Annotated in this window: 32 protein-coding genes and 1 tRNA gene; 19 read left to right on the top strand and 14 right to left on the bottom strand. The window is 68.6% G+C overall.

Going from position 1 to position 26,806, the window contains the following annotated elements; all coding sequences use genetic code 11:
- Positions 1 to 206: 206 nt before the first annotated feature.
- Positions 207 to 827 (bottom strand): Rv1289 family protein, encoded by a 621-nt coding sequence (locus AC5Y43_RS24160; RefSeq protein ID WP_499976897.1) that lies wholly within the window; start codon positions 825 to 827, stop codon positions 207 to 209.
- 90 nt (positions 828 to 917) lie between these two features.
- On the opposite strand from AC5Y43_RS24160, the gene AC5Y43_RS24155 reads away from it, so the two are divergent.
- Positions 918 to 1,316 carry a hypothetical protein gene (locus AC5Y43_RS24155; protein WP_499976893.1) on the top strand — a complete coding sequence of 133 codons (399 nt, stop codon included), beginning with the start codon at positions 918 to 920 and terminating at the stop codon, positions 1,314 to 1,316.
- Positions 1,317 to 1,400: 84 nt separating this feature from the next.
- Here AC5Y43_RS24155 and AC5Y43_RS24150 read toward each other — a convergent pair whose 3' ends face one another.
- Together AC5Y43_RS24150 and AC5Y43_RS24145 are read right to left on the bottom strand one after the other, a co-directional pair.
- Positions 1,401 to 2,399: a phosphotransferase family protein gene (locus AC5Y43_RS24150; RefSeq protein WP_499976908.1), complete on the bottom strand. Its 999-nt coding sequence runs from the start codon at positions 2,397 to 2,399 to the stop codon at positions 1,401 to 1,403.
- Between the two features lie 38 nt (positions 2,400 to 2,437).
- A complete protein-coding gene (locus tag AC5Y43_RS24145) occupies positions 2,438 to 2,785 on the bottom strand; it encodes a nuclear transport factor 2 family protein (RefSeq protein ID WP_499976889.1) in 348 nt (115 codons plus the stop codon).
- 100 nt (positions 2,786 to 2,885) lie between these two features.
- Here AC5Y43_RS24145 and AC5Y43_RS24140 point away from each other — a divergent pair, with 100 nt between their 5' ends.
- The gene (locus AC5Y43_RS24140) at positions 2,886 to 3,827 is read left to right on the top strand and encodes a class I SAM-dependent methyltransferase (protein ID WP_499976886.1); all 942 of its coding nucleotides are present in this window, start codon (positions 2,886 to 2,888) and stop codon (positions 3,825 to 3,827) included.
- A gap of 1 nt (position 3,828) precedes the next feature.
- Here AC5Y43_RS24140 and AC5Y43_RS24135 read toward each other — a convergent pair whose 3' ends face one another.
- The gene (locus AC5Y43_RS24135; RefSeq protein ID WP_499976884.1) at positions 3,829 to 4,677 is read right to left on the bottom strand and encodes a glycoside hydrolase family 25 domain-containing protein; all 849 of its coding nucleotides are present in this window, start codon (positions 4,675 to 4,677) and stop codon (positions 3,829 to 3,831) included.
- A 74-nt stretch (positions 4,678 to 4,751) separates the two neighbouring features.
- Between AC5Y43_RS24135 and AC5Y43_RS24130 the strand changes: the two genes are divergently transcribed.
- The 5 genes from AC5Y43_RS24130 (at position 4,752) to AC5Y43_RS24110 (ending at position 8,000) form a co-directional block, all read left to right on the top strand.
- Positions 4,752 to 5,162: an MmcQ/YjbR family DNA-binding protein gene (locus AC5Y43_RS24130; RefSeq protein WP_499976881.1), complete on the top strand. Its 411-nt coding sequence runs from the start codon at positions 4,752 to 4,754 to the stop codon at positions 5,160 to 5,162.
- A 79-nt stretch (positions 5,163 to 5,241) separates the two neighbouring features.
- On the top strand, positions 5,242 to 5,469 hold the full coding sequence (locus tag AC5Y43_RS24125) for a hypothetical protein (RefSeq protein WP_499976877.1): 228 nt from the start codon (positions 5,242 to 5,244) through the stop codon (positions 5,467 to 5,469).
- Positions 5,470 to 5,490: 21 nt separating this feature from the next.
- Positions 5,491 to 5,646, top strand: a complete 156-nt coding sequence (locus AC5Y43_RS24120; RefSeq protein ID WP_499976874.1) for a DUF6131 family protein — start codon at positions 5,491 to 5,493, stop codon at positions 5,644 to 5,646.
- Positions 5,647 to 5,794: 148 nt separating this feature from the next.
- The gene (gene tcrX / locus AC5Y43_RS24115; protein ID WP_499976906.1) at positions 5,795 to 6,499 is read left to right on the top strand and encodes a two-component system response regulator TcrX; all 705 of its coding nucleotides are present in this window, start codon (positions 5,795 to 5,797) and stop codon (positions 6,497 to 6,499) included.
- The gene (locus AC5Y43_RS24110; protein WP_499976872.1) at positions 6,477 to 8,000 is read left to right on the top strand and encodes a sensor histidine kinase; all 1,524 of its coding nucleotides are present in this window, start codon (positions 6,477 to 6,479) and stop codon (positions 7,998 to 8,000) included. The genes tcrX and AC5Y43_RS24110 overlap by 23 nt, the downstream gene beginning before the upstream one ends.
- 27 nt (positions 8,001 to 8,027) lie before the next feature.
- On the opposite strand, the gene AC5Y43_RS24105 is transcribed toward AC5Y43_RS24110, so the two are convergent.
- Complete coding sequence (locus AC5Y43_RS24105) at positions 8,028 to 8,504, bottom strand: lipoprotein LpqH (protein ID WP_499976870.1); 477 nt, start codon at positions 8,502 to 8,504, stop codon at positions 8,028 to 8,030.
- Between the two features lie 203 nt (positions 8,505 to 8,707).
- On the opposite strand from AC5Y43_RS24105, the gene AC5Y43_RS24100 reads away from it, so the two are divergent.
- Positions 8,708 to 10,582, top strand: a complete 1,875-nt coding sequence (locus AC5Y43_RS24100) for an alkyl/aryl-sulfatase (RefSeq protein ID WP_499976868.1) — start codon at positions 8,708 to 8,710, stop codon at positions 10,580 to 10,582.
- Between the two features lie 12 nt (positions 10,583 to 10,594).
- Here the strand turns inward: AC5Y43_RS24100 and AC5Y43_RS24095 are convergent, their stop codons facing one another.
- From AC5Y43_RS24095 to AC5Y43_RS24070, 6 genes are read right to left on the bottom strand one after another with little or no spacing between them, the layout of a single operon-like run.
- On the bottom strand, positions 10,595 to 11,566 hold the full coding sequence (locus AC5Y43_RS24095; RefSeq protein ID WP_499976865.1) for an NADPH:quinone oxidoreductase family protein: 972 nt from the start codon (positions 11,564 to 11,566) through the stop codon (positions 10,595 to 10,597).
- Positions 11,566 to 12,189: a TetR/AcrR family transcriptional regulator gene (locus tag AC5Y43_RS24090; protein ID WP_499976863.1), complete on the bottom strand. Its 624-nt coding sequence runs from the start codon at positions 12,187 to 12,189 to the stop codon at positions 11,566 to 11,568. The genes AC5Y43_RS24095 and AC5Y43_RS24090 overlap by 1 nt, the downstream gene beginning before the upstream one ends.
- On the bottom strand, positions 12,170 to 13,453 hold the full coding sequence (locus AC5Y43_RS24085; RefSeq protein WP_499976860.1) for an acyl-CoA dehydrogenase family protein: 1,284 nt from the start codon (positions 13,451 to 13,453) through the stop codon (positions 12,170 to 12,172). Before AC5Y43_RS24085 ends, AC5Y43_RS24090 begins: the two co-directional genes overlap by 20 nt.
- Before the next feature lie 24 nt (positions 13,454 to 13,477).
- Positions 13,478 to 14,242: an SDR family NAD(P)-dependent oxidoreductase gene (locus AC5Y43_RS24080; RefSeq protein ID WP_499976858.1), complete on the bottom strand. Its 765-nt coding sequence runs from the start codon at positions 14,240 to 14,242 to the stop codon at positions 13,478 to 13,480.
- Between the two features lies 1 nt (position 14,243).
- Positions 14,244 to 15,281, bottom strand: coding sequence for a phosphotransferase family protein (locus AC5Y43_RS24075; protein ID WP_499976856.1), 1,038 nt, complete (start codon positions 15,279 to 15,281; stop codon positions 14,244 to 14,246).
- Positions 15,282 to 15,339: 58 nt separating this feature from the next.
- Positions 15,340 to 15,990: a class I SAM-dependent methyltransferase gene (locus tag AC5Y43_RS24070; protein ID WP_499976854.1), complete on the bottom strand. Its 651-nt coding sequence runs from the start codon at positions 15,988 to 15,990 to the stop codon at positions 15,340 to 15,342.
- Between the two features lie 63 nt (positions 15,991 to 16,053).
- Here AC5Y43_RS24070 and AC5Y43_RS24065 point away from each other — a divergent pair, with 63 nt between their 5' ends.
- Together AC5Y43_RS24065 and AC5Y43_RS24060 are read left to right on the top strand one after the other, a co-directional pair.
- A complete protein-coding gene (locus AC5Y43_RS24065; RefSeq protein ID WP_499976852.1) occupies positions 16,054 to 16,662 on the top strand; it encodes a histidine phosphatase family protein in 609 nt (202 codons plus the stop codon).
- A 35-nt stretch (positions 16,663 to 16,697) separates the two neighbouring features.
- The gene (locus tag AC5Y43_RS24060) at positions 16,698 to 17,750 is read left to right on the top strand and encodes a phosphotransferase family protein (protein ID WP_499976848.1); all 1,053 of its coding nucleotides are present in this window, start codon (positions 16,698 to 16,700) and stop codon (positions 17,748 to 17,750) included.
- A 115-nt stretch (positions 17,751 to 17,865) separates the two neighbouring features.
- On the opposite strand, the gene AC5Y43_RS24055 is transcribed toward AC5Y43_RS24060, so the two are convergent.
- A complete protein-coding gene (locus AC5Y43_RS24055; RefSeq protein WP_499976845.1) occupies positions 17,866 to 18,198 on the bottom strand; it encodes a LapA family protein in 333 nt (110 codons plus the stop codon).
- A gap of 115 nt (positions 18,199 to 18,313) precedes the next feature.
- On the opposite strand from AC5Y43_RS24055, the gene AC5Y43_RS24050 reads away from it, so the two are divergent.
- Genes AC5Y43_RS24050 through AC5Y43_RS24030 form a run of 5 tightly spaced genes read left to right on the top strand, consistent with a single transcriptional unit; the run spans position 18,314 to position 22,425 of the window.
- Complete coding sequence (locus AC5Y43_RS24050) at positions 18,314 to 19,267, top strand: ABC transporter substrate-binding protein (protein ID WP_499976843.1); 954 nt, start codon at positions 18,314 to 18,316, stop codon at positions 19,265 to 19,267.
- A complete protein-coding gene (locus tag AC5Y43_RS24045; RefSeq protein ID WP_499976840.1) occupies positions 19,264 to 20,355 on the top strand; it encodes an ABC transporter ATP-binding protein in 1,092 nt (363 codons plus the stop codon). Before AC5Y43_RS24050 ends, AC5Y43_RS24045 begins: the two co-directional genes overlap by 4 nt.
- A 3-nt stretch (positions 20,356 to 20,358) precedes the next feature.
- On the top strand, positions 20,359 to 21,054 hold the full coding sequence (locus tag AC5Y43_RS24040; RefSeq protein ID WP_499976838.1) for an ABC transporter permease: 696 nt from the start codon (positions 20,359 to 20,361) through the stop codon (positions 21,052 to 21,054).
- Positions 21,051 to 21,821 (top strand): ABC transporter permease, encoded by a 771-nt coding sequence (locus AC5Y43_RS24035; protein WP_499976836.1) that lies wholly within the window; start codon positions 21,051 to 21,053, stop codon positions 21,819 to 21,821. Before AC5Y43_RS24040 ends, AC5Y43_RS24035 begins: the two co-directional genes overlap by 4 nt.
- Before the next feature lie 4 nt (positions 21,822 to 21,825).
- Positions 21,826 to 22,425, top strand: a complete 600-nt coding sequence (locus AC5Y43_RS24030; protein ID WP_499976833.1) for a putative glycolipid-binding domain-containing protein — start codon at positions 21,826 to 21,828, stop codon at positions 22,423 to 22,425.
- On the opposite strand, the gene AC5Y43_RS24025 is transcribed toward AC5Y43_RS24030, so the two are convergent.
- Complete coding sequence (locus tag AC5Y43_RS24025) at positions 22,388 to 23,338, bottom strand: prephenate dehydrogenase (RefSeq protein ID WP_499976830.1); 951 nt, start codon at positions 23,336 to 23,338, stop codon at positions 22,388 to 22,390. The genes AC5Y43_RS24030 and AC5Y43_RS24025 overlap by 38 nt on opposite strands.
- A 125-nt stretch (positions 23,339 to 23,463) precedes the next feature.
- On the opposite strand from AC5Y43_RS24025, the gene AC5Y43_RS24020 reads away from it, so the two are divergent.
- From AC5Y43_RS24020 to AC5Y43_RS24010, 3 genes are all read left to right on the top strand, one after another.
- Complete coding sequence (locus AC5Y43_RS24020) at positions 23,464 to 23,985, top strand: tRNA adenosine deaminase-associated protein (protein ID WP_499976828.1); 522 nt, start codon at positions 23,464 to 23,466, stop codon at positions 23,983 to 23,985.
- Positions 23,982 to 24,437 carry a nucleoside deaminase gene (locus tag AC5Y43_RS24015; RefSeq protein WP_499976826.1) on the top strand — a complete coding sequence of 152 codons (456 nt, stop codon included), beginning with the start codon at positions 23,982 to 23,984 and terminating at the stop codon, positions 24,435 to 24,437. Before AC5Y43_RS24020 ends, AC5Y43_RS24015 begins: the two co-directional genes overlap by 4 nt.
- Positions 24,438 to 24,466: 29 nt before the next feature.
- Positions 24,467 to 24,556: transfer RNA gene (locus AC5Y43_RS24010), tRNA-Ser, on the top strand.
- Positions 24,557 to 24,581: 25 nt separating this feature from the next.
- Here the strand turns inward: AC5Y43_RS24010 and AC5Y43_RS24005 are convergent.
- Positions 24,582 to 25,274 (bottom strand): M15 family metallopeptidase, encoded by a 693-nt coding sequence (locus AC5Y43_RS24005; RefSeq protein ID WP_499976824.1) that lies wholly within the window; start codon positions 25,272 to 25,274, stop codon positions 24,582 to 24,584.
- A 48-nt stretch (positions 25,275 to 25,322) separates the two neighbouring features.
- Between AC5Y43_RS24005 and AC5Y43_RS24000 the strand changes: the two genes are divergently transcribed.
- Positions 25,323 to 26,804 (top strand): serine hydrolase domain-containing protein, encoded by a 1,482-nt coding sequence (locus tag AC5Y43_RS24000; protein WP_499976822.1) that lies wholly within the window; start codon positions 25,323 to 25,325, stop codon positions 26,802 to 26,804.
- Positions 26,805 to 26,806: the final 2 nt, after the last annotated feature.

Here is a 26,806-nt window from a genome sequence, read left to right as displayed (position 1 = left end):
GCGAAACTGCGCATAGACCAAAACCATGATCACCGCCAGGACGACGAACACGCCGACGGCGACCCACCGGTACGGCGGAACGCGTGACGGGTTGATCCGCGCGGCGGGATTAGTCATGGTGTCTAAATCTAGTCTCTCGCCGCCGAAACGGCGCACCCCGCAGCGTTACCCGTCCGTGAGCTCACACCCGAAGAGCGCTCCCAACGTCAAGCCGGCGTCCAGGTCTCCCACGACTCGGAGAAGTCCAGCGTCGTCCGCTCGATCTGTGCGGTGCTGACGATCTCGCGGAAGTGCTCCTGCCAGCCCCACCACAGGCAGATGTGAAAGACGTGCTGGTACCAGCTGAGCTGGTAGCCGTCCGGGATGGTCTCGCCCTTGTTCTCCGGCGAGAACACGGCGACCGCCAACAAACCGATCACGGCCGAGGCGGGCAGCTGGATCTTGCCGGTGCTCCAGATCTGCACGCCCAGGGGGCGCGGGCCGGGGGGAGTCAGCTCGAAGCCCTCCGGCAGCTCGTCGTCGTGGCCGTGGCTCCAGCGGTGCACGCCGTAGAGGACGTCGGCGACATCGGGACGGCCGTCGGGCAGATCCGACTTCACCGCGACCGGAAAGCGGCTCTCGTTGAAGTCGATAGCCGGGGCCGCCATCACTCCGAAGATGTCCAGGCCGTCGCGGATGGTGCGTTTGAACCGCGTCGCCACCCCCAGCTGGGGGTAGCGCTTCTTCGCCGTCCCGTCCACGGCGTTGCCGGCATGAGCCATGGCCGAGTCCCACTCGCGCCGTTCCCACTGGTCCAGTGATCGTCTGACCGCGTCGCCGACATCCACGCATGGAGGCTAACCGCCCAGCCCCCGGCCTGTCCCGACTATGGGCGTGGTTGAAAGGGCCCCCAGCGCGGCGGAACGGTCACGGTCTGGGTGACCGTGCTGGTTTCGGTGCTCGGCGCGACGGTCGTCGTCGGGGTGTCCGTGCTCGGCGGGACGGTCGTCGTCGGGGTGTCCGTGTTCGGCGGCGGGGCGGTCTCGGTCACGGTCTCGGTGGGCACGTTTGCGCCGCCACCACCCCCATGGTGCCGGGGCGGCGGCGCGCTCGTGGTCGTCGCCACGGAGGACGAGGTGGTGGGGACGGGAGTCGTCGTCGTGGTGGGAGCGGGCGCCGGCGGCCCGGCGACCAGCTTGATCACCGCGTACGCCGCAAGGCCCAGCACGATCACCCCGATTGCGCCGGCGGCGACCAACGCCAACGGGCGCCGGTACCAGGGCGTCGGGGGTTCGGGCGGCTCCGGCGCGGAGCCGTACTCGCCGTACTCGCCGTAGCCGCCGTATCCGGCGGCCTGGGTCGGCTCGGAATAGTAATCGGGGTTTTCGGGGTAGGGCGGCACGAGGGGAGATGGTAGTCGGTCAGGCTTGGTTGTCGATAAGCGTCAGCGCCCGCTCGAACAGGTGCACCGTGGCCGCATGCAGCTGGTCGCCCACCTCTTTTTCGGCCTGGCCCGCGCAGGCCCGGGCCAGCGTTCCCTCGATCACGATGCCGAGCTTGAAGCAGGCGAGCACGGTGTACCAGATGATGTGCGACAGGTCGCGGGTGGTGTTGGCGGCGTACCGCTGGAACAGGTCGTCGGTGCTGGCCAGCCCGTCCTGGCCGCCCAGGGCGTGGCTGAACACGCTGGTCCCGTCGGGCTGGCGCCAGGTGGCCAGCAGCCAGCCCAGGTCCAGCAGTGGGTCACCGATCGTGCACATCTCCCAGTCGACGATGGCCACCACTTCGGGTCCGGTGCGGGAGAACATGACGTTGGCGGCGTGGTAGTCGCCGTGCATGATGCCGGGTGTCCAGGCCTCCGGGCGGTAGCTCTCGAGCCAGGACGCGACTCGTTCGACCCCCGGAATGTCGGGCCCCGGGTAGTTCGCGTACTGCCGGTAGGAGTCCAGCTCGCCGAGCCAGCGCGGCACCTGGCGCTCCAGGAAGCCGTCCGGTTTGCCGAAATCGGCCAGGCCGACGGCGACGTGGTCGACGGCGCCGAGCTTGGCCAGCGCGTCGGCCATCGACAGCCCCATCCCGAAGCGCACCTTCGGATCTCCCGCGTGCAATGGTGGCAGCCCCTCGCCGGCGTTGAACCCGTCGACCGGTTCCATCAGGTAGAAGACGGCGTCACCGAGCACGCCGGGGTCGTCGCAGGTGGCGATCAGGTGCGGGTGCGGGACGTCGGAGCCGGCCAGCGCCGCAAGGACTTTGGTTTCCCGCAGGATGACGCTGTTGCTGCGCGGGCGCAGATGCCGCGGCCCGCGCCGGAGCACGTAGGGCCGCCCGGCCCGGGTGAAACGAAGCATGACGTTCTGGGTTCCGCCGGTGACAGCGGCGACGTCCTGCAGCGGTCCCTCGCCGAGCCCGTGTTCGGACATCCAGCGCGCCACGGCGTCGAGGTTGACGTGATTCACGTTCAGCCCTTCGGCCGTGGCGTGTAGCGGACGGTCTGGGCCCGGATCATGCCGTCGCGGAATACGAAGGTGTCGACGCCGTCGTCCACCCGGTTGACCGCCGAATCCGCGGCCCACTCGAGGAACAGCAGGTCTCCCTCGAAGATCTGGTTCTTCAGGTCCCACGCCGCGTCGGGCAGGTCGCCGAGCAACTTGGTGAAGACGCCCCGGACGCCGTCCCGACCGCGCGCGGCCCCGGCCGGCGTGATCAGCACCGAGTCGTCGCCGTAGTCGGCGACGATCGCGTCGAGGTCCCCCGCGGCCAGCGCCGTCCCGTGATGGGCGAATACTTCCTGCGGCGTACGCGTCATGTCAGCAGCCTAGGTCACGGGCGACGGGCTGCCGGGGGCGCCGGAGGCTGGAACAATAGCGGGCGTAGTGAACGGGCTTGGGCCGAGAAGGGACATGGCGATGCCGCGCACCGACAACGATTCCTGGGACATCACCCAGAGTGTGGGAGCCACCGCGCTGGGCGTTGCGGCGGCGCGCGCCGCCGAGACCGAGAGCGAAAATCCGCTCATCAACGACCCGTTCGCGCGCGTGTTCGTCGACGCGGCGGGCGAGGGCATGTGGAGCATCTACGCCGATCCCCGGCTGCTGGCCAAGGCGACCGAGCTCGAGCCGGAGGTGCGGGCACGGATACAGCTGATGACCGACTTCATGGCCACTCGCACAGCGTTTTTCGACGAATTCTTCCTGGGCGCCGCCGACACGGGCGTTCGGCAGGTGGTGATCCTGGCGGCCGGGCTCGACGCCCGCACCTGGCGGCTGCCCTGGCCCGACGGCACGGTCGTGTACGAGCTGGACCAGCCCAAGGTGCTGGAGTTCAAATCCAACACGCTGCGCGAGCACGGCGCGCAACCGAAGGCGCGGCTGGTGAACGTGCCCATCGACTTGCGTCAGGACTGGCCAAAGGCGCTGCGGGATACGGGGTTTGACCCGTCGCAACCGGCGGCATGGTCGGCCGAGGGGCTCGTTCGATACCTGCCGGCGCAGGCGCAGGACCTGTTGTTCGAGCGCATACATTCGCTCAGCGCGGAGGGTAGTTGGGTGGCGTCCAACGTACCCGGCGAGGGTTTTACCGATCCCGATGTCGTTCGCCGCCAGCGCGAGGACATGCAGCGCCTGCGGGCCGCGGCCGCCAAGCTGGTCGACACCGAGATCACCGACTTCGACGACCTCTGGTACCCCGAGGAACGCAGGCCGGTCGACGGCTGGCTGCGTGAGCACGGGTGGGAGGTGTCGACCGCGACGTTCGCCGAGCTGATGGGCAGGTACGGCCGCGACATCCCGGGCGGCGCCCAGACGGTGATGCCGCCCACGCTTTACGTGTCCGCGCGGCGCTCGGTGTGAATTAGCTTGGGTTGGAAGGCATTCCGGCGGCTGTCTGTCGACTTTCGACGTCATCCTTGAGCGCCGCGATCGCGTCCACCGGGGTGAGGTTTTGACCCTGGCTGTTCTGACCGAGTTGCGGCCAGCCCTCGCCGTCGGGACCGCGTAGCTGGTCCCAGATGTCGCGGACCTTGCTCAACAGCTCGGCCTGCTCGTCATCGGTGAGTGCCATCAACCATCCTCCGTTCGCAGTGATGCCGCAGGCCGCGGCAAACTCTTGTGGGGTCAGCCCGTCGGCGGAGTTCATGTCGCAGTGGCCGAACGGCGGACATCCCTGCGGCAGGTTGGGGCTGAAACCCGTGCCGTCGGTGTACTGGTGCGCGACCTGGCCCGGCAGTTTCGGGTTGGACCCGTAACCCGCCCCGATGACCCGCAGGCCCGAAGGCCGCGTCCGCCACATGTTGAAGAAGTCATAGGCATTGGCGTAACCGATGATTCGCGCGGGGGAGCCGGCGTAGTCGGCCAGGTTCCAATACAGCGCGTTGATCCAGCTCGAGCCGTCCCCGGGCGGGTTGCCGCCCGATTCCACGTCGAGCATCAGCGCGACGCGCGGGTGCAGGCCGCCCCCGGCATCGATCATCGAGCGCACGGTGTTGGCGTTGTCGAGCCAATTCGGGCGCACGTAGGTGTAGACGATTCCGAACGCCATGCGTCCGGCGTCCAGCGCGCGACGCATCCACGCGTAGTTGGCCGCGAAGTTGTGGTCGCGATAGGTCCCGTCGCACACCCGGATCGAAAGCACCCGGTATGGGTACGAATCATTCACGGGTACTTGGTATTCGGATACGTCGGCGAACAGGGTGTCAGTCACAAATCTCAAACCCCCTTTACCGCAACACCGCTCGCCATGCTACCTGCCGGGCTGCGAGCGGTAATCTCACGGGCATGGCTGATCGGCCTGCCCGGGTGAGCGACGTGCACCGGATTGCGGCGTCGATGCCGCATGTCCAGCGCTTGGAGGGACCGAAAGGCAACGCGATCTATCAGGTGGGCGGAAAATCCTTCGTGTTCTTTCGCACTCCCCGGCCCGACGCGATCGATCCGGACACCGGCGAACGCTACGCCGACGTGATCATGCTCTGGGTGCAGTCGGAAAGCGACAAGCTGGCGCTCGTGCAGGACCCGGCGTCACCGTTCTTCACCACCGGCCACTTCGACGGGCATCCCTCGGTGCTGGTGCGCGCCGGCCGACTACCGGAGATCACCGCGGCCGAGCTGGCCGAGCTGATCGAGGACGCCTGGCTGTCGCGGGCGTCGAAGCGGCGCGCCGCGGCTTGGCTCGCCGACCATTCCTAGCCTTCGGGCGTGGTTTAGGCATGCGTCAAATGGGTAAAGCTAGGCCCACGAGAAACCGTCTCGAACATTTGGAGGTCGCATGCGTGGTCGCGGAGTGATCAGCGCGATTGTCTTGGTGTGGCTCGTCATAGGAGTCATCGCTGCGTGGCAGCGGGGCTACTTCAAGAATGACCAATCCAGTTGTGCCTCAGCAGGAACCGTCGCTGTCACGGTAATCGCCGGGCCATTGAATTATGCGGGTGTCAACCCGAAGGTGAGGGACTGCCATTTGCCTCAACCCAGCTCAATGAGATCGATCACCGTATAACCGTCGGCAAAGGAAGTTGAAATGATCATCTTAGGTATTGTCCTGTTGGTTCTGGGATTCATATTCCACATACCGATTCTGACCACGATCGGCGTCATACTGCTCGTCATCGGCGCCATCCTGTGGATCCTCGGCTCCGTCGGCCGTCCGGTCGCCGGCAGAAGGTATTGGTACTAGTAAGCCGTCTGGTACGGGGTCGCGTGGCTGCTCGGCAGTCACGCGACCTTTTCACAGGACACGCAAAGGATTGCCATAGCGACGGCCCAGTCGGGCGCGGATACTGGACCCTGTGACACAGCCCCGAGCGTCGGTAGAACGGGTCGTCATGTGCCGCGCCGACGGCAATCCCATCAACGTGCTCGTCGTCGATGATGAAGCGGTTTTGGCCGAAATGGTGTCCATGGCCCTGAGGTACGAGGGCTGGAACATCTCCACCGCCGGCGACGGCTCGTCGGCCATCGCCGCGGCCAGGGCCCAGCGCCCCGATGTGGTCGTGCTCGACGTGATGCTGCCCGACATGAGCGGGCTCGACGTGCTGCATAAACTCCGCGAGGAGAACCCGCAGCTGCCGGTGCTGTTGCTGACGGCCAAGGATGCGGTGGAAGACCGCATCGCCGGGCTGACCGCGGGCGGCGACGACTACGTGACCAAACCGTTCAGCATCGAAGAGGTGGTGCTGCGGTTGCGGGCCCTGCTCCGCCGCACCGGCGTGACGACGCTGGACAGCGGTGCCCAGCTGGTGGTCGGGGACCTCGTGCTGGACGAGGACAGCCACGAGGTGACGCGCGCGGGGGACCCAATCTCGTTGACCTCCACCGAGTTCGAGCTGCTGCGGTTCATGATGCGCAACTCCAAGCGGGTACTGAGCAAGGCCCAGATCCTGGATCGGGTGTGGAGCTACGATTTCGGCGGCCGCTCCAACATCGTCGAGCTCTACATTTCCTACCTGCGCAAGAAGATCGACAACGGCCGGGAACCCATGATCCATACGCTGCGCGGCGCCGGGTATGTCCTCAAGCCCGCCCGCTAGGACGCGGCGGGTCTGGTCACTTCGGCTGCGGCTGCTGGCCGGGCAGATCGTCGTCCTCGCCGTCGTCTGCATCGGCATCACCGCGGCGACCGAGTTGGCTCTGCTGCACCACCTGGTGGCCCAGCTCGACGGGCAACTCGGCGGCACGTCCTACCGTTCGGCGCTGATGTACCCCGAACCGAAACGTCCGGGCTGGCACCACGAGTCGCACTTTTCCTATCCGCGGCCGGGCCCCGGCCCGCGATTTCTCGACGCACCGGGCCAGCCCGCGGGCATGGTGGCCGCGGTGGTCAGCAAGGGCAAGGCCGTCGACGCCGGGTACCTGACCAGCGCCGGGTCGCGCGCCGCGCTGTCCCCGACCGCGCAGACCCAACTGGAACGCATCGCCGACAGCCGCAAGCCGGTGACGCTCGACCTCGACGAACTCGGCCGCTACCGCGTCGTCGCGGCACCGAGCCGCAGCGGCGGTGACGTCATCGTCACCGGCCTGTCGATGGCAGGCGTGGACGCCACGATGATGCGGATGCTGGTCATCCTCGGCGTCGTCACGGTCATCGCGCTGGTCGCCGCGACCAGTGCCGGCGTCGTCATCATCAGGCGCGCACTGGCGCCGCTGCGCCGCGTCGCTCAAACCGCCAGCGAAGTCGTCGAACTGCCCTTGGACCGGGGCGAAGTCGAATTGCCGGTGCGGGTCGCCGAATCCGACGCGAACCCGTCCACCGAAGTGGGTCAGCTGGGGTCGGCGCTCAACCGGATGCTCGACCATATCGCGGCCGCGCTGTCGGCGCGGCAGGCCAGTGAGACCCGGGTGCGCCAATTCGTCGCCGACGCCAGTCACGAATTGCGCACGCCGCTCGCCGCGATCCGCGGCTACACCGAACTCACCCAGCGCATGGGCGACGATCGTGAGGCGGTGGCGCACGCCATGAGCCGGGTGGCTTCCGAGACGGAGCGGATCACGCGGCTCGTCGAGGACCTGCTGTTGCTGGCCCGCCTGGACTCGGGCCGGCCGCTGGAACGCGAACCCGTGGACCTGACGCGGTTGGCCGTCGACGCCGTCAGCGACGCCCACGTCGCCGGGCCCGATCATCAGTGGGAGCTCGACCTGCCGGAGGAGCCCGTGGTGATCACCGGCGACGCGGCACGATTGCACCAGGTTTTGACGAATTTGCTTGCCAATGCACGCATTCACACCGCCGCCGGCACCGTCGTGACGACGCGACTGATCACCGAGCCCGCACACAGCGTGTTACAGGTCATCGATAACGGCCCCGGCATTCCCGCGGCGCTGCAATCCGAGGTGTTCGAACGCTTCGCCCGCGGCGACACCTCACGCTCCCGCAAGGGCGGCAGCACCGGATTGGGACTGGCGATCGTGTCCGCGGTGGTGCGGGCGCACCATGGCACGATCACGGTGGACAGCGCACCCGGTCACACCGAGTTCACGGTGCGGTTGCCACTCAACGGGTGGCAACCGCCCGCGTCAAACGTTTCGGTCTAAGGCTGGATTGCCCGCCTCCTCAGCGGGCTAGGAGCAAGTCACGTCGATTTCGAACGGCTTGTTCACCGGCTGCATCGGGTTGGCCATGTCGACGCCGGTGGCGGTTCCCTTGATCGTGTACTTGTTGCCGTCCTTGGTCGCGTTGGCGTTGCCCTGGCCGGAGCCCTGCGCGTAGGCGAGCGTCACGCCGTTGACGTTGCCAAGCCCGACGGACTTCACCGTGTTGTCGCCGGTGAGCACGGCGGAAATGCCCGTCGCCGCGCCGCCGATCGCGATCGTGGTGTCGCCGTTCACCGTCGTGCAGACGACCGAGCCGGTCACGTTCTGGTCCTTCCCGTCGATGCTCACCTTCGGGCTTGCACCGCCGGCCCCGCCGGTGGCAACCGAAGTGCCGGCCGAGGAGGTCCCGGAACCGCTCGTAGTCGACTTGTTGCTCGAACACCCGGAAATACCGGCGGCCAGAATTGCTGCTCCCGCCACTGCGACAGTCAGTCCACGCTTCACCTGTTCTCCTAACCCGATCGTTGCGGTCCTCGGCATTGAGAGCCGTCAAGGCAGTATGCGGGTTTGCCTAGCCGTGCAAAAGAGGTTAGGTGAAAAATCTTTCCGAACACCGGATGCCGCTGCGCGGTGTTTGCCCAAGAGCGAATTGGAAATATTATTTCCGTTCGCTCCAGACCGCGCCATTTGGTGGCAATGTAGTCCTTGTGGAACACAAATCCCCAACCGCCGTCATCGAATTCGCCCATGGCCGGCACGCCCTGCCGTTCGACGACACGCGCGACTTCGACGACACCGATCGCGGGTTCATCGCGACCCTGTCGCCGTGCGTGATCAAGGCCGCCGACGGTCGCGTGGTGTGGGACAACGACGCTTATGCCTTCCTCGACGGCGACGCGCCCACGTCCGTGCACCCCAGCCTTTGGCGGCAATCGACCCTGACGGCCAAGCAGGGCCTCTACGAAGTGGTGCCGGGCATCTATCAGGTGCGTGGCTTCGACATCTCCAACGTCACCTTCGTCGAGGGCGACGCAGGCGTCATCGTCATCGATCCGTTGATATCCACCGAGGTGGCCGCGGCGGCGCTGGCCCTGTATCGCACCCACCGCGGCGGGGACCGCCCGGTCGTCGCGGTGATCTACACCCACAGCCACGCCGACCACTTCGGCGGCGTGCTGGGCGTCACCTCGCAAGCCGACGTCGACTGCGGCGCGGTGGCGGTGCTTGCCCCGCAAGGGTTTACCGCGCACGCGGTCCAGGAGAACGTCTATGCCGGCCCGGCGATGCTGCGACGCGCGACCTACATGTACGGCTCCCAGCTGGAGCGCGGGCCGCAAGGCCACGTGGGTTGCGGTCTCGGCCAGGCCACGTCGACCGGCGAGGTGGCCCTCATCGTGCCGACGATCGACATCCACGAGACCGGTGAGACGCACACCATCGACGGCGTCGAGATCGAATTCCAGATGGCCCCCGGCACCGAGGCGCCGGCCGAGATGCACTTCTATTTCCCGCGATTCCGCGCCTTGTGCATGGCCGAGAACGCCACTCACAACCTGCACAATCTGCTGACCCTGCGCGGTGCGCTGGTGCGTGACCCGCATGCTTGGTCGGGTTACCTCACCGAGGCCATCGACACATTCGCCGACCGCGCCGACGTCGTATTCGCGTCCCACCATTGGCCCACGTGGGGGCGGGAGCACATCGTCGAATTCCTGTCGCTGCAACGCGATCTGTACGCGTACCTGCACGACCAGACGCTGCGGCTGCTCAACCTCGGGTACACGGGTGTCGAGATCGCCGAGATGTTCCAGATGCCGCCGGCGCTGGAGCGGGCCTGGCACGCCCACGGCTATTACGGCTCGGTCAGCCACAACGTCAAGGCGGTCTACCAGCGCTACATGGGATGGTTCGATGGTAATCCCGGCCGGCTGTGGCCCCACCCGCCAGAGGCCCTCGCGCCGCGCTACGTCGACGCGATGGGCGGCGTCGACCGGGTTGTCGAGCTTGCCCGGTCGGCGTTCGAGTCCGGCGACTTCCGTTGGGCCGCAACGCTGCTAGATCATGTCGTATTCACCGACAGTCAGCATGCCGCCGCGCGCGAACTGTACGCCGACACGCTCGAACAGCTCGCCTACGGCGCCGAGAACGCCACCTGGCGCAACTTCTTCATGAGCGGGGCCGCCGAACTGCGCGACGGCAACTTCGGCACCGCGGGACAAGTGGGCTCACCGACGATAGTTTCCCAGCTGACGCCGGAGCAGATCTTCGACAGCCTTGCCATCCGCGTCAATGGCCCACGCAGCTGGGACCTCGACATCGCGATCGACATCACCTTCGCCGACGCGGCGACGAACTACCGGCTCAGCCTGCGCAACGGTGTGCTCGTCTACCGCGAGGTGGTGGCCGACCCCGCGGCGGCCAGCGTTACGGTCAAGGCGGATAGCAAGATTCGGCTCCTCGTGGCCGCTATGGGCGACTTCTCCTCGCCCGGGCTGGAAATCTCGGGCGACCAAGCTGCGCTGCAGGCCTTCCTCGGTGCGCTCGACGAGCCCGACCCGAACTTCAACATCGTCACGCCCTAGCGCTCGCAAAAGTCAGGCGACGTCGACGACGACCTTGCCCAGCACCTTGCGCTCGGCCACGTGCCGCAGCGCGTCCGCCGTCTCGGCCAGCGGGAACCGCGCGCCGATGTAGGGCCGGATCGCGCCCGAGGCAAACATCTGCGCCAACTCCCCCATATCCCGCGCGGCGTCGTCGGGCCGGTCGGCCATGAACGTACGGATCTCCATGCCCCGCACGGTGATTCCCTTGAGCAGCACCAGGTTGAGCGGGATGGCCGGGATGGTGCCCGAGGCGTAGCCGAGGGTGACGAAGGTGCCGCCGCGCGCGAGGCCGCGCAGCGCAGGCTCCGCATACGGCCCGCCCACCGGGTCGAGGACGACGCTGGCGGCGTCGCCGGTGAGCTCGCGGATGCGCGTCTTGAGGTCCTCGCGGTCGTAGTCGACGGTGGCGTCGGCGCCGCGCTGCCGGCACAGCTCGAGCTTCTCGGGGCTGGACGCCGCGGCCAGCACCCGGGCCCTCATGGTCACCGCCAGATCGACTGCGGCCAACCCCACGCCGCCGGCGGCACCGAGCACGACCACCCAATCGCCCTGCGCCACTTCGGCAATCGACCGAAGCGCGTGATACGCGGTGCGGTACGTGACGCCGAAGGCCGCGGCCGACGCGAAGTCCGCGCCGTCGGGGATGGGCGCCACCGCTCCCGCGTCGAGCAGCGCCTGCTCGGCGAACGCCCCGGTCGGAGTGGTCGCGACCACCCGCCGGCCGGGGGTGAGGTCAACGCCGTCGCCGACGGCCATCACCTCGCCGGCCAGCTCGCTGCCCGGGGTGAACGGCACCGGAATCTTGACCTGGTACTTGCCGGCGATCAGCAGCACATCGGGGAAGTTGACGGCCGCGGCGCGCACCCGGACCACCAGCTGGCCGGGGCCGGGCACGGGATCGGGGACGTCCTCGACGACGAGGTCGTCGGGGGTTCCGTAGGCGCGGCAGACGACGGCGCGCATCACCCGATCCCCAACCCGCGCAGGCAGAAACCCACCAGGTGCGCGATGTCGTCGGGCCCCGGCCGGTCGGCGGATCCCACGTAGCGCCGCATGGCCGCGGCCGTGCAGCAGAACACGGCCTCGACGTCGCGGTCGACGTCGGCACTGCCCAGCTCCGCGACGGGCGCGATCAGCAGATCCCGCAGCGGTCGCATCATCTCCTGGTCGGCCGCACGCCAATCGGTGGCCGCCGACATCTGCCCGGCCGCAGCGCGGCTCATGCTGATCAGGTGCGGGTCGGCGACCTGCGCCAGCGTGCCCTCGATCCATCGTGCGACCTTGTCCTGCGCCCGGGATTCCTTGGCCATCTGGTGCTGCAGGTAGGACACGACGATGCCGACGCCGCGCTCCATGACCGCCAGGATGAGGTCGTCCTTGCCGGCGAAATACCGGTAGAACGCCTTGTTCGACGAGCCGGCCTCCGCGACGATGTCGCTGACCCGGGGCGCCTCGGGCGCCACGCGTTCCATCACCCGCACCGCTGCGGCCAGGATCCGTTCGACCTCTTCGGTCGCTTCCCGCTGCCGGTCGTCGAGCGCCCGCTCGACGGCCGCGGCGACCCGGCTAGAAGTCAACGAGCTCACCGTATTTGGCGCGGGCCGCCTCGCGCCGGACGTCGAGCATCTCGCTGGGCCAGTCCCCGTCCTCGGCCTCGTAGCCCTTGAGCAGCATCCGCGCCAGGTTGACCTTGTGCGCCTCGGTCGGCCCGTCGGCCAGGCCCAGCGCGATGCCGCCCAGCAGCACGTTGACCAAGGGAAGCTGATCCGTCAGCCCGAGTGCGCCGTGGACCTGAATCGCCCGCAGCGCAATTGATTTGAGCACCTGGGACGCCAGGATCTTGCAAGCGGCGATCTCGGTGCGGGCGGCACGCTCGTCGCCGCCGTCGATCAGCCACGCGGCGTGCAGGACGGTCAGGCGGAACGGTATCAGCTCAGTGTAGGAGTCGGCGACGAACTCCTGCACCAGCTGCTTGTCCGCCAGCGAGCTGCCCTGTGTAAAACGGCTTTTCGCGCGCCGCGACATCATTTCGACGGCGCGCTGCGCCATCCCGATCGAGCGCATCGCGTGATGCAATCGCCCACCGGCCAGCCGGGTCTGCAGAATCAGGAAGCCCTGGCCGGGCTCGCCGAGCAGGGCGTCGGAGGGCACTCGCATCCCGTCGTAGCGCACCAGCGAGTGCCCGGGTTCGTGCGCGTCCGCGCCGACGAGGTGGTGGTTGGCCTCCAGGATCAGCCCGGGGGTCCCGGCCGGGATCAGGAACGTAGAGGCGCCCTGGTGGACGGGCACGTCGGGATCCGTGATGGCCACGACGATGAAGAACGATGCGACCGAGGCGTTGGAGGAGAAGTACTTTCGGCCGGTGATGACCCAGTCGTCACCCTCGCGAACCGCGCGGGTGGTGAAGACGCGCGGATCGGCACCTCCCTGCGGCTCCGTCATCGAGAAGCACGAAAAGATCTCTCCGGACAGCAGCCCGGCCAGGTAGCGGTCCTTCTGATCCCGGGTCCCGAACCGGGCGATGATCTCCGCGTTGCCGGTGTCGGGCGCCTGCGTCCCGAACACGATCGGCGCCCAGGGGCTGCGGCCCAGGATCTCGTTGATCAGTGTCAGCTTGACCGCACCGAAGCCCTGCCCGCCCAGTTCCGGTCCCAAATGCGGTGCCCACAAGCCATTGTCGCGAACCCGCTGCTTGAGCGGGTCGACGATCCGGCGGCGCTCGTCGTCGAGCGGCAGGAACTCGCAGCCGCCGAAGAGCACCTCGAGGGGCTCCACCTCCTCGCGCACGAACTCGCGGACCCACGCCAGCTTCTCTTCGAACTCCGGTTCGGTGGAAAAGTCCCAAGACATTCGAATGCTCCTACTCGCTCATAATCAGGGGATGCCGCCGTCGGCGCGCACGATCGAGCCGGTGGTGAAGCTCGAGGCGTCGGAGGCGAGAAACAGTGCGGCGCCGACGATCTCGCGCGGGGCGCCCGCGCGCTCCAACGCGAGATGCCTGAAGGGTTTCTCTGCCGCCTGGTCGAGATTCCACGCCTTGCTGACGTCGGTCAGAAAGGGCCCCGCCATGAGCGTGTTGACCCGCACGGCCGGCCCGAGCCCCTTGGCCAGCGCCTCGGTCATGGCGTTGAGCCCGGCCTTGGCCGCGGCGTAGGGAATGATGTCGGGGGTCGGCCGCAGCGAGCCCGCGGTGCTCACATTGATGATGGACCCCCGCCCGGCGGCGACCATCCGCTCGCCCACCAAGGCCGATAATCGGAAGGGACCCTTGAGGTTCAGGTTGAGCACCGCGTCGAACAGCTTCTCGGTGACGTCGGTCAGCTTGTCGTACAGGGGCGACATGCCGGCGTTGTTGATCAGCGTGTCGACCCTGCCGAACCGGGCGTAGGTCGCCTCGACCAGCCCGTCGAGCTGATCCCAGCGCCCCACGTGCACCTGATAGGGCATGGCCGAGCGGCCGGTCTCGGCCTCGATTTCCTTGGCCGTGGCCACACAGTTGTCCATGTTGCGGCTGGCGACCACCACGTCGGCCCCGCACCGCGCGACGCCGAACGCCATCTCGCGCCCCAGTCCGCGACTGCCGCCGGTGATCAGCACCACGTGATCGGTGAGGTCGAAAAGCCCGTCGGCGTAACCCATCTCAGTTTCCCAGCCTGCGGGCCAGCTCGGCCGCCGTGGCGATGAGCTGTGGGATCATCGCGCCGAAAGCGTCCTTGATCTTGGGATCGACGTTCCCCGTGCGCACCCCGGCCGCATACGTCTTCTCCAGCACGATGCCCAGCTTGAAGTTGGCCAGGACCAGGTAGTAGTCGATGTTCTCGGTGGACAGCCCGCTGATTTTCTCGTAATGCTCGAGCAATTCGCTGCGCGTCGGCATGCCTCGCATGTCCAGATAAAACCCGTCGGTGCGGGGCTCCTCGCCGTCGTAGCCCAGCAGCGCCCACGCGAGGTCCAGCAGCGGATCGCCGACCGTCGTCATCTCCCAGTCCACGATTGCGGCCAGGCGCGCCGGTTCCCCGTGCGCGAACATCACATTGGCGAACTGATAGTCGCCATGCATGATGCCCGGCCGGTAGCGAGCGGGCCGGTGGTTGCGCAGCCAGTCGGCCGCCTCGTCCAGCCCGGGCAGCTCGCGCACCCTGTAGGCGTCGAGGAACTTCAGCCAGCGATCGACCTGGCGTTCGTGGAATCCGTCCGGGCGGCCGAAGCCCTCGAGCCGCTGGGCGCGCCAATCCACCCGGCCGAGCTTGGCCGCGCCCTCGACGAGTTGGAACGCCAGCCCGCGACGGCTCGTCAGGTCGGTGTCGAACGGCGCCTGCCAGCCTCCGTCCATCGGGCTCCACCCGTCGATCGCCTGCATCACGTAGAACGGCATGCCCAGCGCGTCGCCGCTGTCGTCGGCGGCGATCAGCGCCGCGTGCGGCACGTCGGTCCCCGACAGCGCCCGGACCAGCCGGATCTCCCGCAGCAGGCCGTCGATGCGGGCGGCGTCGGCGCGCGCCCCTGGCATCCGCAGCACCATGCGCTCGCAGCCGCGCTGGATCAGGTAGAGCGTGTTCTGCGACCCGCCCTTGAGCTGCTCGAGGACCGGTTGTTCGCCGCCGCCCGGCGCGCCGTTGGCATCGAGCCAACGAGCCAGGACGCCGGCGTCCAGCTGGGTTTCGCTGACACTCGTCATAGACTGCACACCCCGCTCTCCGTGCAGAGAATAGCATTCTCCGTGGGTTTGGGGAGTGTCACGGTTTGTGCGCGCTGAGCAAAAAGCCCGGCGCCACGAAGTGGCCCTCCTCGTCGAGTTCGGTATTCGGCGGCGCCCCGCCGCGGGCGCTGCCGTACACCTTCGCCGCCCGGATCTCGTCGACCCGCCACAGCTCTCCGACGGCGTCGCGCAACTCGGTTTCGGTGAAGCCTTGCGGGCCGGGCCGATCGCCATGAGGGCCCATGGCGCCGGCGGCGAATGCCAGGATGTAGAGCGCGGCCCCCGGCGCGGCGGCCCGCAGGATCGACCGCAGGTAGTCCTGTCGTCTCTCGGGCGGCAGCGCGTGGAATAGCCCGCTGTCCAGGATCGTGGCGAAGCGGCCATCGTAACCGCGAAAGTTCGTGACGTCGGCCTGCGCGAAAGTCGCTGTGGTCAAACCTTGTTCGGCGGCCGCCGCCGCGGCGGCCGCGACCGCGGTGACGCTGGCGTCCAGGCCGACGACCGTGTGTCCGCGCGCGGCGAGGGTCAGCGACAGGGCGGCGTGGCCGCAGCCGGCGTCCAGGACCTCGCTGCGGATCGTGCCCTGCTCGATCAGCGCCGCCAGCTCGGGCTGCGGCCGGCCGATGCTCCACGGCGGCGGCGTCGCTTCCCGATACGCGGCGTCCCAATCCCTGCTCGGCTGGGTCATCTCTGCTCCTGTGGGACGCGATGAGAAACTGGCCAAGCTCACCCTCTGACGACGGGAACAAACATGCAAGTGCTCCTGGTCCGCCATGCGCTACCGCGGCGCAGCGAACCCGGTCAGGGCTCCGACCCCGACCTGTCGGAGGAGGGCCGGGCGCAGATCGAACGGCTGCCCGGGGCGCTGGCCAGGTTTCCGATCGCGCGGGTGGTCAGCAGCCCGCAGCGGCGCGCCATCCAGACCGCCGAACCGGTCGCCGCCGCGCGGGGGCTGGCTGTCGAGGTCGACGAGCGGTTCGCCGAATACGACCGAGACCTGCCGGTGTACATCCCCGTCGAGCAGATCAAGGCGGAAAGGCCCGAGGAGTGGGCGCGCCTGGCCCAGGGGCATCTGCCCAGCGCGGTCGACGAGGACGCGTTTCGCGCGCGCGTGCGCGCGGCCGTCGACGACGTCGCCACCGCCGCCGATCCCGAGGACACCGTCGCGGTCTTCAGCCACGGCGGCGTGATCAACGTCCTGCTGCACGAGATCCTGGGCACCAAGCGGTTGTTGTCCTTTCCCGTCGACTACGCGTCGGTGACCCGGCTGCTGTTCTCGCGGTCGGGCGAGGCGACGGTGGCCGGGGTCAACGGGGTCGAGCACGTGTGGGATTTGTTGCCGCGAAATCAGCGGTGGTGATCATTGCCGGCGACGACGGTGGTAAATAAGTTCGGGTGACATCAGTTGACCGCCTCGACGGGCTCGACCTGGCCTCGCTGGACCGGTATCTGCGTTCGCTCGGCATTGAACGCGACGGTGAGCTGCGGGGCGAGTTCATCTCCGGTGGCCGCTCGAACCTGACGTTCCGGGTGTACGACGACGCCTCCAGCTGGCTGGTGCGCCGCCCGCCGCTGCACGGGCTGACGCCGTCGGCGCACGACATGGCCCGCGAATACAAGGTGGTCGCCGCCCTGCGCGACACGCCGGTCCCGGTGGCGCGCGCGATCGCGTTGTGCGAGGACGACGCCGTGCTGGGCGCGCCGTTTCAGGTCGTCGAATTCGTTGCCGGACAGGTGGTACGCCGGCGTGCCCAGCTCGAGTCGTTCAGCCACACCGTCATCGACGGTTGCGTCGACTCCCTGATCCGGGTGCTGGTCGATCTGCACAGCGTCGACCCGAAGGCCGTGGGGCTGGCCGACTTTGGCAAGCCCAGCGGTTATCTGGAGCGCCAGGTGCGGCGTTGGGGCTCCCAGTGGGAGTTGGTGCGGCTGGCCGACGATCACCGCGACGCCGACGTCGAACGGCTGCATTCGGGCCTGCGCCAGTCGATTCCGGAGCAGAGCCGGACCTCGATCGTGCACGGTGACTACCGCATCGACAACACCATCCTGGACGCCGACGACCCGACGCGGGTGCGCGCCGTCGTGGACTGGGAGCTGTCGACGCTGGGCGACCCGCTGTCCGACGCGGCCCTGATGTGCGTCTACCGCGACCCCGCGCTGGACCTGATCGTCAACGCGCAGGCCGCCTGGACGTCGCCGCTGCTGCCGACGGCCGACGAGCTGGCCGACCGCTACTCCCTGGTGGCCGGGCTGCCGCTGGCGCACTGGGAGTTCTACATGGCGCTGGCGTATTTCAAGCTCGCCATCATCGCCGCCGGCATCGACTTCCGCCGGCGGATGTCGGAGTTGGCGCAGGGCAAGGGCGACATATCGGAGCATCAGCCCGAGGTCGTGGCGCCGTTGATCTCTCGCGGACTGGCGGAGCTCGCCAAGCTGCCGGGCTGACGCTTTGAGTGTGAATCCAGGGCTTTGAGTGTGAGCCAGTGGCGGCGATCCGGCGATTTTTCCGCCCAGGATGCACACCGGAAGCCAACGATTCACACTCGATATAGGAAAGCCTTCAGCGGGTAGCCGCCGCGTGACTCTTCTTCGCCGCCCGGCGCAGCTGCAGAATCCGCGCGGTGCCCGCCGCCACGGTGATCAGGCCGCCGACCACCGCCGCGAGCAGGATCGCCACGCCCAGCGGCAGGGTCCAATGCCAGCCGAAGAACGCAAAGCGCGCCGAATCCGTGTTCTGAGCGATGAAGATCAGCAACAGGATCAGGATCAGGAAGCCGGCGATCAGGGATGTCCACAGGGCGCCGGCGCGGGTGAACCCGACGGCCGGGTCCTTGGCCGTCGCACGGGAAGCCGGGGAATGCGGGTTGGGCGAGGCAGGTGATTGGCCGCTCATAGTGTCATCTTTGTCCGATCCTGCGCAGATTGAAACAATTCCGCCCAAAACGGCGCCCGCAACCTGCCGCGCCGACGGCGACGCAACCCCGGTTGTGCCGTTAGTGTCGGCGAGTATGAGGATGCCGCCGTGCGTGCATCGCGCGACCGTCCGCTCGGCTGTGTGGCTGGCGACGCTCTGCCTGGTCGTATCCTGCAGCAATGCCGATCCGCTGGGGGCGGAGATCCGCAGCCCGAAATCCATCGTGGTCGGTTCCGGCGACTTCCCCGAATCGGAGATCGTCGCCGAAATCTACGCACAAGCGTTGCAGGCCAACGGCTTTGAGGTTGGGCGACGGATGGGAGTGGGCAGCAGGGAGACGTATATCCCTGCGCTCAAAGACCATTCCATCGATCTGGTGCCCGAGTACATCGGTAACCTGCTGTTGTATTTCGCCCCCGACGCCACCGCGACCATGCTCGACACCGTCGAGTTGGAGTTGCACAAGAAGCTGCCCGGGGACCTGTCGATCCTGACGCCGTCGCCGGCTTCGGACACCGATACCGTCACCGTGACCAGCAACATCGCCGACGACTGGAAGCTGAAAACAATCGCCGATCTGGCGGCGCACTCACCGGACGTACGCTTCGGCGCCCCGTCGGCGTTCGAGAGCCGCCCGTCGGGGCTGCCCGGTCTGCGGCAGAAGTACGGCCTCGACATCAGCCCGGGCAACTTCGTCGTCATCAACGACGGCGGCGGCGCGGTGACGGTGCGCGCGTTGGTGGAGGGCAGGGTGACGGCTGCCAACGTCTTCAGCACCTCGCCGGCCATCCCGCAGAACCATCTGGTTTCCCTCGAAGACCCGGAGCACAATTTCCTGGCCGGCAACATCGTGCCACTGGTGAATTCACAGAAGAAGTCCGACCGTCTCAAGGTAGTGCTGGACGCGGTGTCGGCCAAGTTGACAACGGCGGGCCTGGCCGGACTCAACGCCGCGGTGTCGGGAAACTCCGGCGTCGATCCCGACGAGGCCGCACGAGACTGGGTGCGGAACCACGGCTTCAATCACCCGATCGGCCAACCGCATTGATCGCCTTCGACAACGTCAGCAAAGTCTTCGCCGACGGCACCGCCGCGGTGGACCGGCTGAGCCTGGAGGTGCCCACCGGCGAGCTGACGGTCTTCGTGGGGTCGTCGGGCAGCGGCAAGACGACGGCGCTGCGGATGATCAACCGGATGATCGAGCCGACCTCCGGCACCATCACCGTCGACGGTGCCGACGTCGCCGGCGTCAACCCGGTGCGGCTGCGCCTCGGGATCGGCTATGTCATCCAGCAGGCCGGGCTGATGCCGCATCAACGCGTGATCGACAACGTCGCGACGGTTCCGGTGCTAAAAGGGCAGTCCCGCAAGGCCGCCCGTAAGGCCGCCTACCAGGTGCTCGAACGCGTCGGGCTGGACGCCAAGATCGCCACCCGCTACCCGGTCCAGCTCTCCGGCGGAGAACAGCAACGCGTCGGCGTGGCGCGCGCGCTGGCCGCCGACCCGCCGATCCTGTTGATGGACGAGCCGTTCTCCGCCGTCGACCCCGTGGTGCGCGTCGAGCTGCAGAACGAAATCTTGCGTCTGCAAAGCGAATTGCACAAAACCACGGTCTTCGTCACGCACGACATCGACGAGGCGCTCAAGCTCGCCGACCGGGTCGCGGTGTTCCGGGGCGGCGTGTTGCAGCAGTACGACGAACCCGCGCAGCTGCTGTCGCGCCCGGCCAACGATTTCGTGGCCAGGTTCATCGGGCTGGGCCGCGGCTATCGATGGCTGCAGCTCATGGACGCCGCGGACCTGCCGCGCCACGAGGTCGAGCGGATCGCCCGGGACAAGTTGCGCGACGACGGGGTTCCGGAAGGCTGGGCGGTGGTGGTCGACGACGCCGGCGCCCCGCTGGGGTGGGTCGACGCCGACGGCCTGCGCCGGTACCGGGCGGGCGCGTCGCTGTCCGACAGCATGAGCGGTGTGGGCTCGCTGTTCCGTCCGGACGGCAACCTCAGTCACGCGCTCGACGCCGCGCTGTCGTCGCCGTCGGGGGTGGGCGTCGCCGTCGACGAGGGGGGCAAGTTCGTCGGCGGCGTGCTGGCCGAAGACGTGCTGGCCGCCGCGGAAGCCCGACGGCGGACCTGACGCGTGCACTACCTGCTCACCCACCTCGACGACGCCTGGCCCCTGATCGTGGTGCACCTGCGGCTGTCGCTGCTGCCGGTGCTGATCGGCCTGGCGATCGCGGTCCCGCTGGGCGTGCTGGTGCGGCGGGCGCCGGTTGCGCGGCGGTTGACGACGGCAACGGCCAGCGTGGTGTTCACCATCCCGTCGCTGGCGCTGTTCGTGGTGTTGCCGATGATCATCGGAACGCGGATCCTCGACGAGGCCAACGTCATCGTCGCGCTGACCGCCTACACCGCCGCCCTGCTGGTGCGGGCGGTGCTCGAGTCGCTGGACGCGGTGCCCACCCAGGTGCGTGACGCCGCCACCGCGGTGGGCTATCCGGCGATCAAAAGGATGCTGAAAGTCGAACTGCCGCTGGCGGTCCCGGTGCTGATCGCCGGGTTGCGCGTGGTCGTGGTGACCAACATCGCGATGGTCTCGGTCGGGTCGGTGATCGGCATCGGCGGCCTGGGCACCTGGTTCACCGAGGGCTACCAGACCGACAAGAGCGATCAGATCGTGGCCGGCATCATCGCGCTGTTCGTCCTCGCGGTGCTGATCGACGCCATCATCGTGCTGGCCGGCGGGCTGGCCACGCCCTGGGAGCGCGCCGGGCGCAGCACCGCTCGCCGCTCGGTGGTGGCCCCGACTGTGGGCGGAGTGGGGGGCGCGCGATGAACTTCGTGCAACAGGCGCTGTCCTACCTGCTGACCGCGGACAACTGGACCGGACCGGTCGGGTTGGCCGCGCGCGTCCTCGAACACCTCGAGTACACCGTCGTCGCGGTGGGCGCCTCGGCGCTGATCGCGGTTCCCCTCGGGCTGCTGATCGGGCACACCGGTCGCGGTGCGCTGCTGGTGGTCGGCGCGGTCAACGGGCTGCGGGCCCTGCCGACGCTGGGCGTCCTGCTGCTGGGGGTGCTGCTGTTCGGGCTGGGGGTGGGGCCGCCGCTGGTCGCGCTGATGCTGCTGGGGGTGCCGTCGCTGCTGGCCGGCACCTACGCGGGCATCGCCAATGTGCAGCCGTCGGTCGTCGACGCCGCGCGGGCGATGGGCATGACCGAGACCCAGGTGCTGCTGCGCGTGGAGCTGCCCAACGCGCTCCCGCTGCTGCTCGGCGGCCTGCGCGGCGCGACGCTGCAGGTGGTCGCCACCGCGACGGTGGCCGCCTACGCAAGCCTCGGCGGGCTGGGCCGCTACCTGATCGACGGGATCAAAGAGCGCCAATTCCAGCTGGCACTGGTCGGGGCCCTGATGGTGGCGGCCCTGGCGCTGATCCTCGATGGCCTGCTGGCGCTGGCGGTGTGGGCGTCGGTGCCGGGCACCGGACGGTTGCGGGGCCCCGCACGCGGCCCGATCGGGGGGCTGATCGGGCGCCGCGACCACGTGATGACCGCCGCACTTCCGGACAACCCCACCGCCACCGACGGCCACGTCCTACGGTAGATACGTGAACGCAGCCCCCTCCGATCCCGCCCGCCGCGTGTGGCAGGCGATGCTGACCTGGCGCGCACCAGACATCTCCCGCATGGAATCGGTACGAATCCAGTTGTCGGGCAAGCGAATCAGGGCCAACGGGCGCATCGTGGCCGCGGCCACCGAAACCCACCCGGCCTTCGGCGCCTACTACGACGTGCAGACCGACGAGACCGGCGCCACCAAGCGGCTGGGGTTGACGGTGACGCTGGCCGAGCGCGAGCGCGTGCTGTCCATCGCGCGCGACGAGGAAAACATGTGGCTGGTCACCGACCACCAGGGCGAGCGGCGCGCCGGGTACAACGGCGCGCTCGACGTCGACGTCGTGTTCAGCCCGTTCTTCAATGCGCTGCCCGTCCGGCGCCTCGGGCTGCACGAGCGGGCGGACATGGTCACGCTGCCGGTGGTCTATGTGAACGTGCCCGACATGGCCGTCACCGCGGCCACCGTGAGCTACACCAGCGAGGGCCGCCTCGACGGCATCAAGCTGCGCTCACCCGTCGCCGACACCACGGTCAGCGTCGACGACGACGGGTTCATCGTGGACTATCCAAGCTTGGCAGAGCGGATCTGATCACCCCGCCCGCGCGGCCCGCGGCGGCCAGCTCGTCGCGCCAGTTCTGCGCGCCGATGACGACGGCGACGATGTCGGAGCGCGGGAAGCTGTCGTAACGCGTTCGCGCCGCGTGGCCCGCGTCGACGAGGTCGGCCAGCGAGTTGTGGGAGGCCAGCGATTCGCGGGCGCGACCGAGCAGCCCGACCACCTGGTCGACCGCGGGCAGCAGCTGTCGCGCGTTGCCTTCGCACATCGCGCGCACCAGATCCGGGGCGGTGCCGGCGACCCGGGTGCCGTCGCGGAACGACCCCGCGGCCAGCGCGAAGGCCAGCGGGACCTCCGCGGCGGTGACGGCCAGCGCCTCGGCGAGCAGGTGCGGCAGGTGCGAGATGGCGGCGGCGGCCGCGTCGTGCTCGTCGGATTTGGCCGGCACCACCAGCGCGCCGCACTCCAGCGCCAGCGTCATCACCATCGACCACACCGCGGGGTCGACGTGGTCGTCCACGCTGACCACCCACGGCGCCCGGGTGAACAGCCCGGCATAGCCCGCGGCCCATCCCGAGTCCGCGGTGCCCGTCATCGGGTGGCCGCCGACGAAGCGCCGCAGCAGCCCGGCGGCGGCGACCTCGTCGAGCACCGCGCATTTGACGCTGGTGACGTCGGTTAGCGGGCAGTTGGGGGCCAGCTCGGCGACGTGGGCGAGCATGCCCGCCAGCGCCGGCATCGGCACGGCCAGCACGATCAGCGCGCCGGTGTCGGCGGCCCGGGTCAGGGTCTGGGTGAGGTCGATGCTGGCGTCGAAGCCGTCAGCGGTGGCGCCGTTGGCGCCCTCGACCGATCGGTTGTAGCCGAACACCTCACGCCCGGCCGCCTTGGCGGCCCGCATGATCGACCCCCCGATGAGGCCCAGCCCGAGCACGCAAACGGGCATTTGAGAAACGGGACGAGCCACAGTCCAAGGTTGGCACAGTCTCGGTTCGGCGGCGCCTTCAGGTGCCCCGCTCTGGGCGCGTTCGTCTGGTCAAGATGCCAGGTCAGCGACTAGCGTAGGCGCCCATGGGAGCACAGCGGGCGCCAGCGCAAGGCCCGTCCGCGGACACACCGGACGGCTTCGGCGTCGCGGTCGTGCGAGAAGAGGGCAAATGGCGCTGCTACGCCATGTCCCCCAAGGCGCTGACGAGTCTGGGCACCGCGGAAACGGAACTGCGCGAACTGCGCAGCTCGGGTGCGGTGTTCGGGCTTCTCGACGTCGACGACGAGTTCTTCGTCATCGTGCGCCCGGCGCCGTCGGGCACCCGGCTGCTGCTCTCGGACGCCACGGCGGCGCTGGACTACGACATCGCCGCCGAGGTGCTGGACAACTTGGACGCCGACATCGATCCGGAGGATCTCGAGGACGCGGACCCCTTCGAGGAGGGCGACCTGGGGTTGCTGTCGGACGTCGGGCTGTCCGAGGCGGTGCTGGGCGTCATCGTCGACGAGTCCGACCTGTACGCCGACGAGCAGTTGGGCCGCATCGCCCGCGAGATGGGCTTCGCCGATCAGCTGTCGGCGGTGATCGACCGCCTCGGTCGGTGATCGACGAAGATCTGATTCGTACCGCGCTGTCGGTCGCCGCGACGGCGGGCCCCCGCGACGTCCCGATCGGGGCGGTGGTCATCGGCGCCGACGGGACGGAACTGGCCCGGGCGGTCAATGCCCGTGAGGCCCTAGGGGATCCGACCGCGCACGCCGAAATCGTGGCCATGCGGGCGGCGGCCGGCGTCCTCGGCGACGGGTGGCGGCTGGAGGGCGCGACGCTGGCCGTGACCGTCGAGCCGTGCACGATGTGCGCGGGCGCGCTGGTCCTGGCCCGCGTCGCGCGGCTGGTGTTCGGCGCCTGGGAACCGAAGACGGGCGCGGTCGGATCGCTGTGGGACGTGGTGCGCGACCGTCGGCTCAACCACCGCCCGCAGGTGCGCGGCGGGGTGCTCGCGGCGGAGTGCGCCGCGCCGCTGGAGGCGTTCTTCGCGCGCCAGCGATTGGGGTGAGTGGCCACCGGTTCGGTAAGCTGCGTGGCGGTGGCGTGTCCGAGCGGCCTAAGGAGCACGCCTCGAAAGCGTGTGACGGCTAAAACCGTCCGAGGGTTCAAATCCCTCCGCCACCGCCAAAAAATTTCCTGCGGTCAATGCGGGTCAGCGTTCGAAGTGCTGGTAGTCGACGGGATTGGCCCAGTCGCCGCCCCACCGCCAGCCCCGGTCGGTGAAGGCGCGCACGGCCGCGTCGCCGCGGTGGAAGAGCCCGGGATCAGTGCGGTCGCGATCCAGGTAGGCCGCCGCGTTGTGCGGTTCGAAGGCGCCGCGGGCGTAGACGCACGGGTTGCGAAGCGGATTGACATCGATGGCCCGGCCGTAGGCGTGTGGGGACCATTCGGCGCTTCCCGGCAGGCGCCGGCAATTGAACGCCGACGTGTTGTCGTCCGCCATGGACAGCTCGTCATCGGCGGCCGGATACGTGTCGACGGCGCGGATCTTCTCGACGGGAACGCCCAGCCGGTTTAGCTGCTCGAAGATCGCCACGACCTCGGCCGCCACGTCTTCGTGCACGATCAGCTCGCCGTGGTGCATCCGGCCGTCGAAACCGAGGTACTCGACGGCCACCCGTCGTAATTGCGCCGGTTCGACCGGGCAGCCCGGCCGCCAGCTTTCGCCGAGGTCCGCGGCGGTGACGGGCTGCACGGCCGCGGTGGCCGGTGCCGCTGCCGCGCTGACGGGCGACGACACGGTCGTCGACGGCGATGATTCGATCGCATGCGGTGGCGGCGCGCACGAGCACTGCAGCAGCGCGACACCGGTCGCGAGCACGGAAAGAACGGGCCTCAGGGACATCGAATGTCGACGCTATCTCAGCCCCGCTGGCCGACCTACCCTTGCGCTATGCCCGTCGCCGTCGCGGCCGTCCTGCTGGCTCTGCTGACCTTCTTCTCGGCGGCCTGCGCGACCAAGAACCCACCCGTCATCAGCAGCACCACGCAGCGACCGCCGCCCACGCAACCAACGCGGGCGCGGCCGGCTCTGCCGCCCAGTGCCGATTTCCCGACAATCGCCAAGCTGATGAACGATGCGGTCGCCGCGCGGCGGCTGCCCGGTGCGGTGGTGCTGATCGGCCACGCCGGCAACATCGTGTTCCACCGGGCGTACGGCTCGCGCAGGCTCGCCGGCGAACCGGGACTCGACGGATCGCCGGCACCGGCGGAGCCGATGACCGAAGACACCATCTTCGACATGGCGTCGCTGACGAAGAACCTCGCCACGGCGACGGCCGTCATGCAGCTTTACGATCAGGGCCGCGTTTCGTTCGACGATCCCGTGCAGAAGTATCTGCCGGAGTTCAACGCGGACAACGATCCTCAGCGCGCGACGGTGACGGTGCGGATGCTGTTGACGAACACCTCCGGCGAAGGGATCGACGTCAGCCTCGCCGACCCGTGGGGACTGGACGCACCCGACAAGGCGGAAGGCATACGCCGTGCCCTGTCCACACCGTTGCAGTCGGGCCCCGATCAGGTTTTCCGCTACTCCGACATCAACTACATCCTGCTCGGCGCGCTGCTCGAGAAAGTCGCCGGCGAGGCGGAAGACGTCTACGCCCAGCGACACGTGTTCGCACCGCTGGGAATGGACGAAACCCGCTTCCTGCCGGTGGCGAAAGCCTGTGGGCCCCACACGATCAGAGGCGCCGCCGTCGCCTGGGCGCCGGCGCCGCAAGTCGCCTGCCCCCCGGACTCATGGAGCACCGACCTTTTGGCGCGCGTCGCTCCCACCGCACGCGACGAGGAAAGCAGGGCCGATCCGGGCAAGAACCCCGATTACGACCGCCTGCTGCGCGGAACCGTGCACGACCCGACGGCACGCCGGATGGGAGGAGTGGCCGGCAACGCCGGCGTGTTCTCTACGGCGCGCGATGTCGCCGTCTACGCGCAGGCGCTGCTGGATCGACTGGCGGGCCGCCCGAGCGAATTTCCGCTGGCGCAATCGACTCTCGAGTTGATGACGACGCCGCAGCAGCCAGGACATACGCCCCAACAGCTCGAGGCGGCGAAAGATGCTGCCGCACAAGCCATTCGGAAAGCGCCCAGGGTGGGGCCGCACTACCCGGCGATCCCCGGGCAAAATCTGTTCGGCTTCGGCTGGGACATCGATACCGGGTTCTCCAGGCCGCGGGGCTTGGTCTTTCCCGTCGGCAGTTTCGGCAACACGGGCTTTACCGGGACGTCGCTGTGGCTGGACCCGGGCTCGGACACGTATGTCGTCTTGCTGTCCAACTCGATCCAGGTGCGCGGCAGCCCCCCGATCTCGGACCTGCGGGGCGACGTGGCGACCGCCGCGGCCCAAGCCCTGGGCCTGTACGGCCGGTAGGC

This window comes from Mycobacterium sp. NGS57, assembly GCF_059812405.1.
Note: the sequence above shows the minus strand (reverse complement) of the source record. Positions and strands in the feature narration are given on the sequence as shown.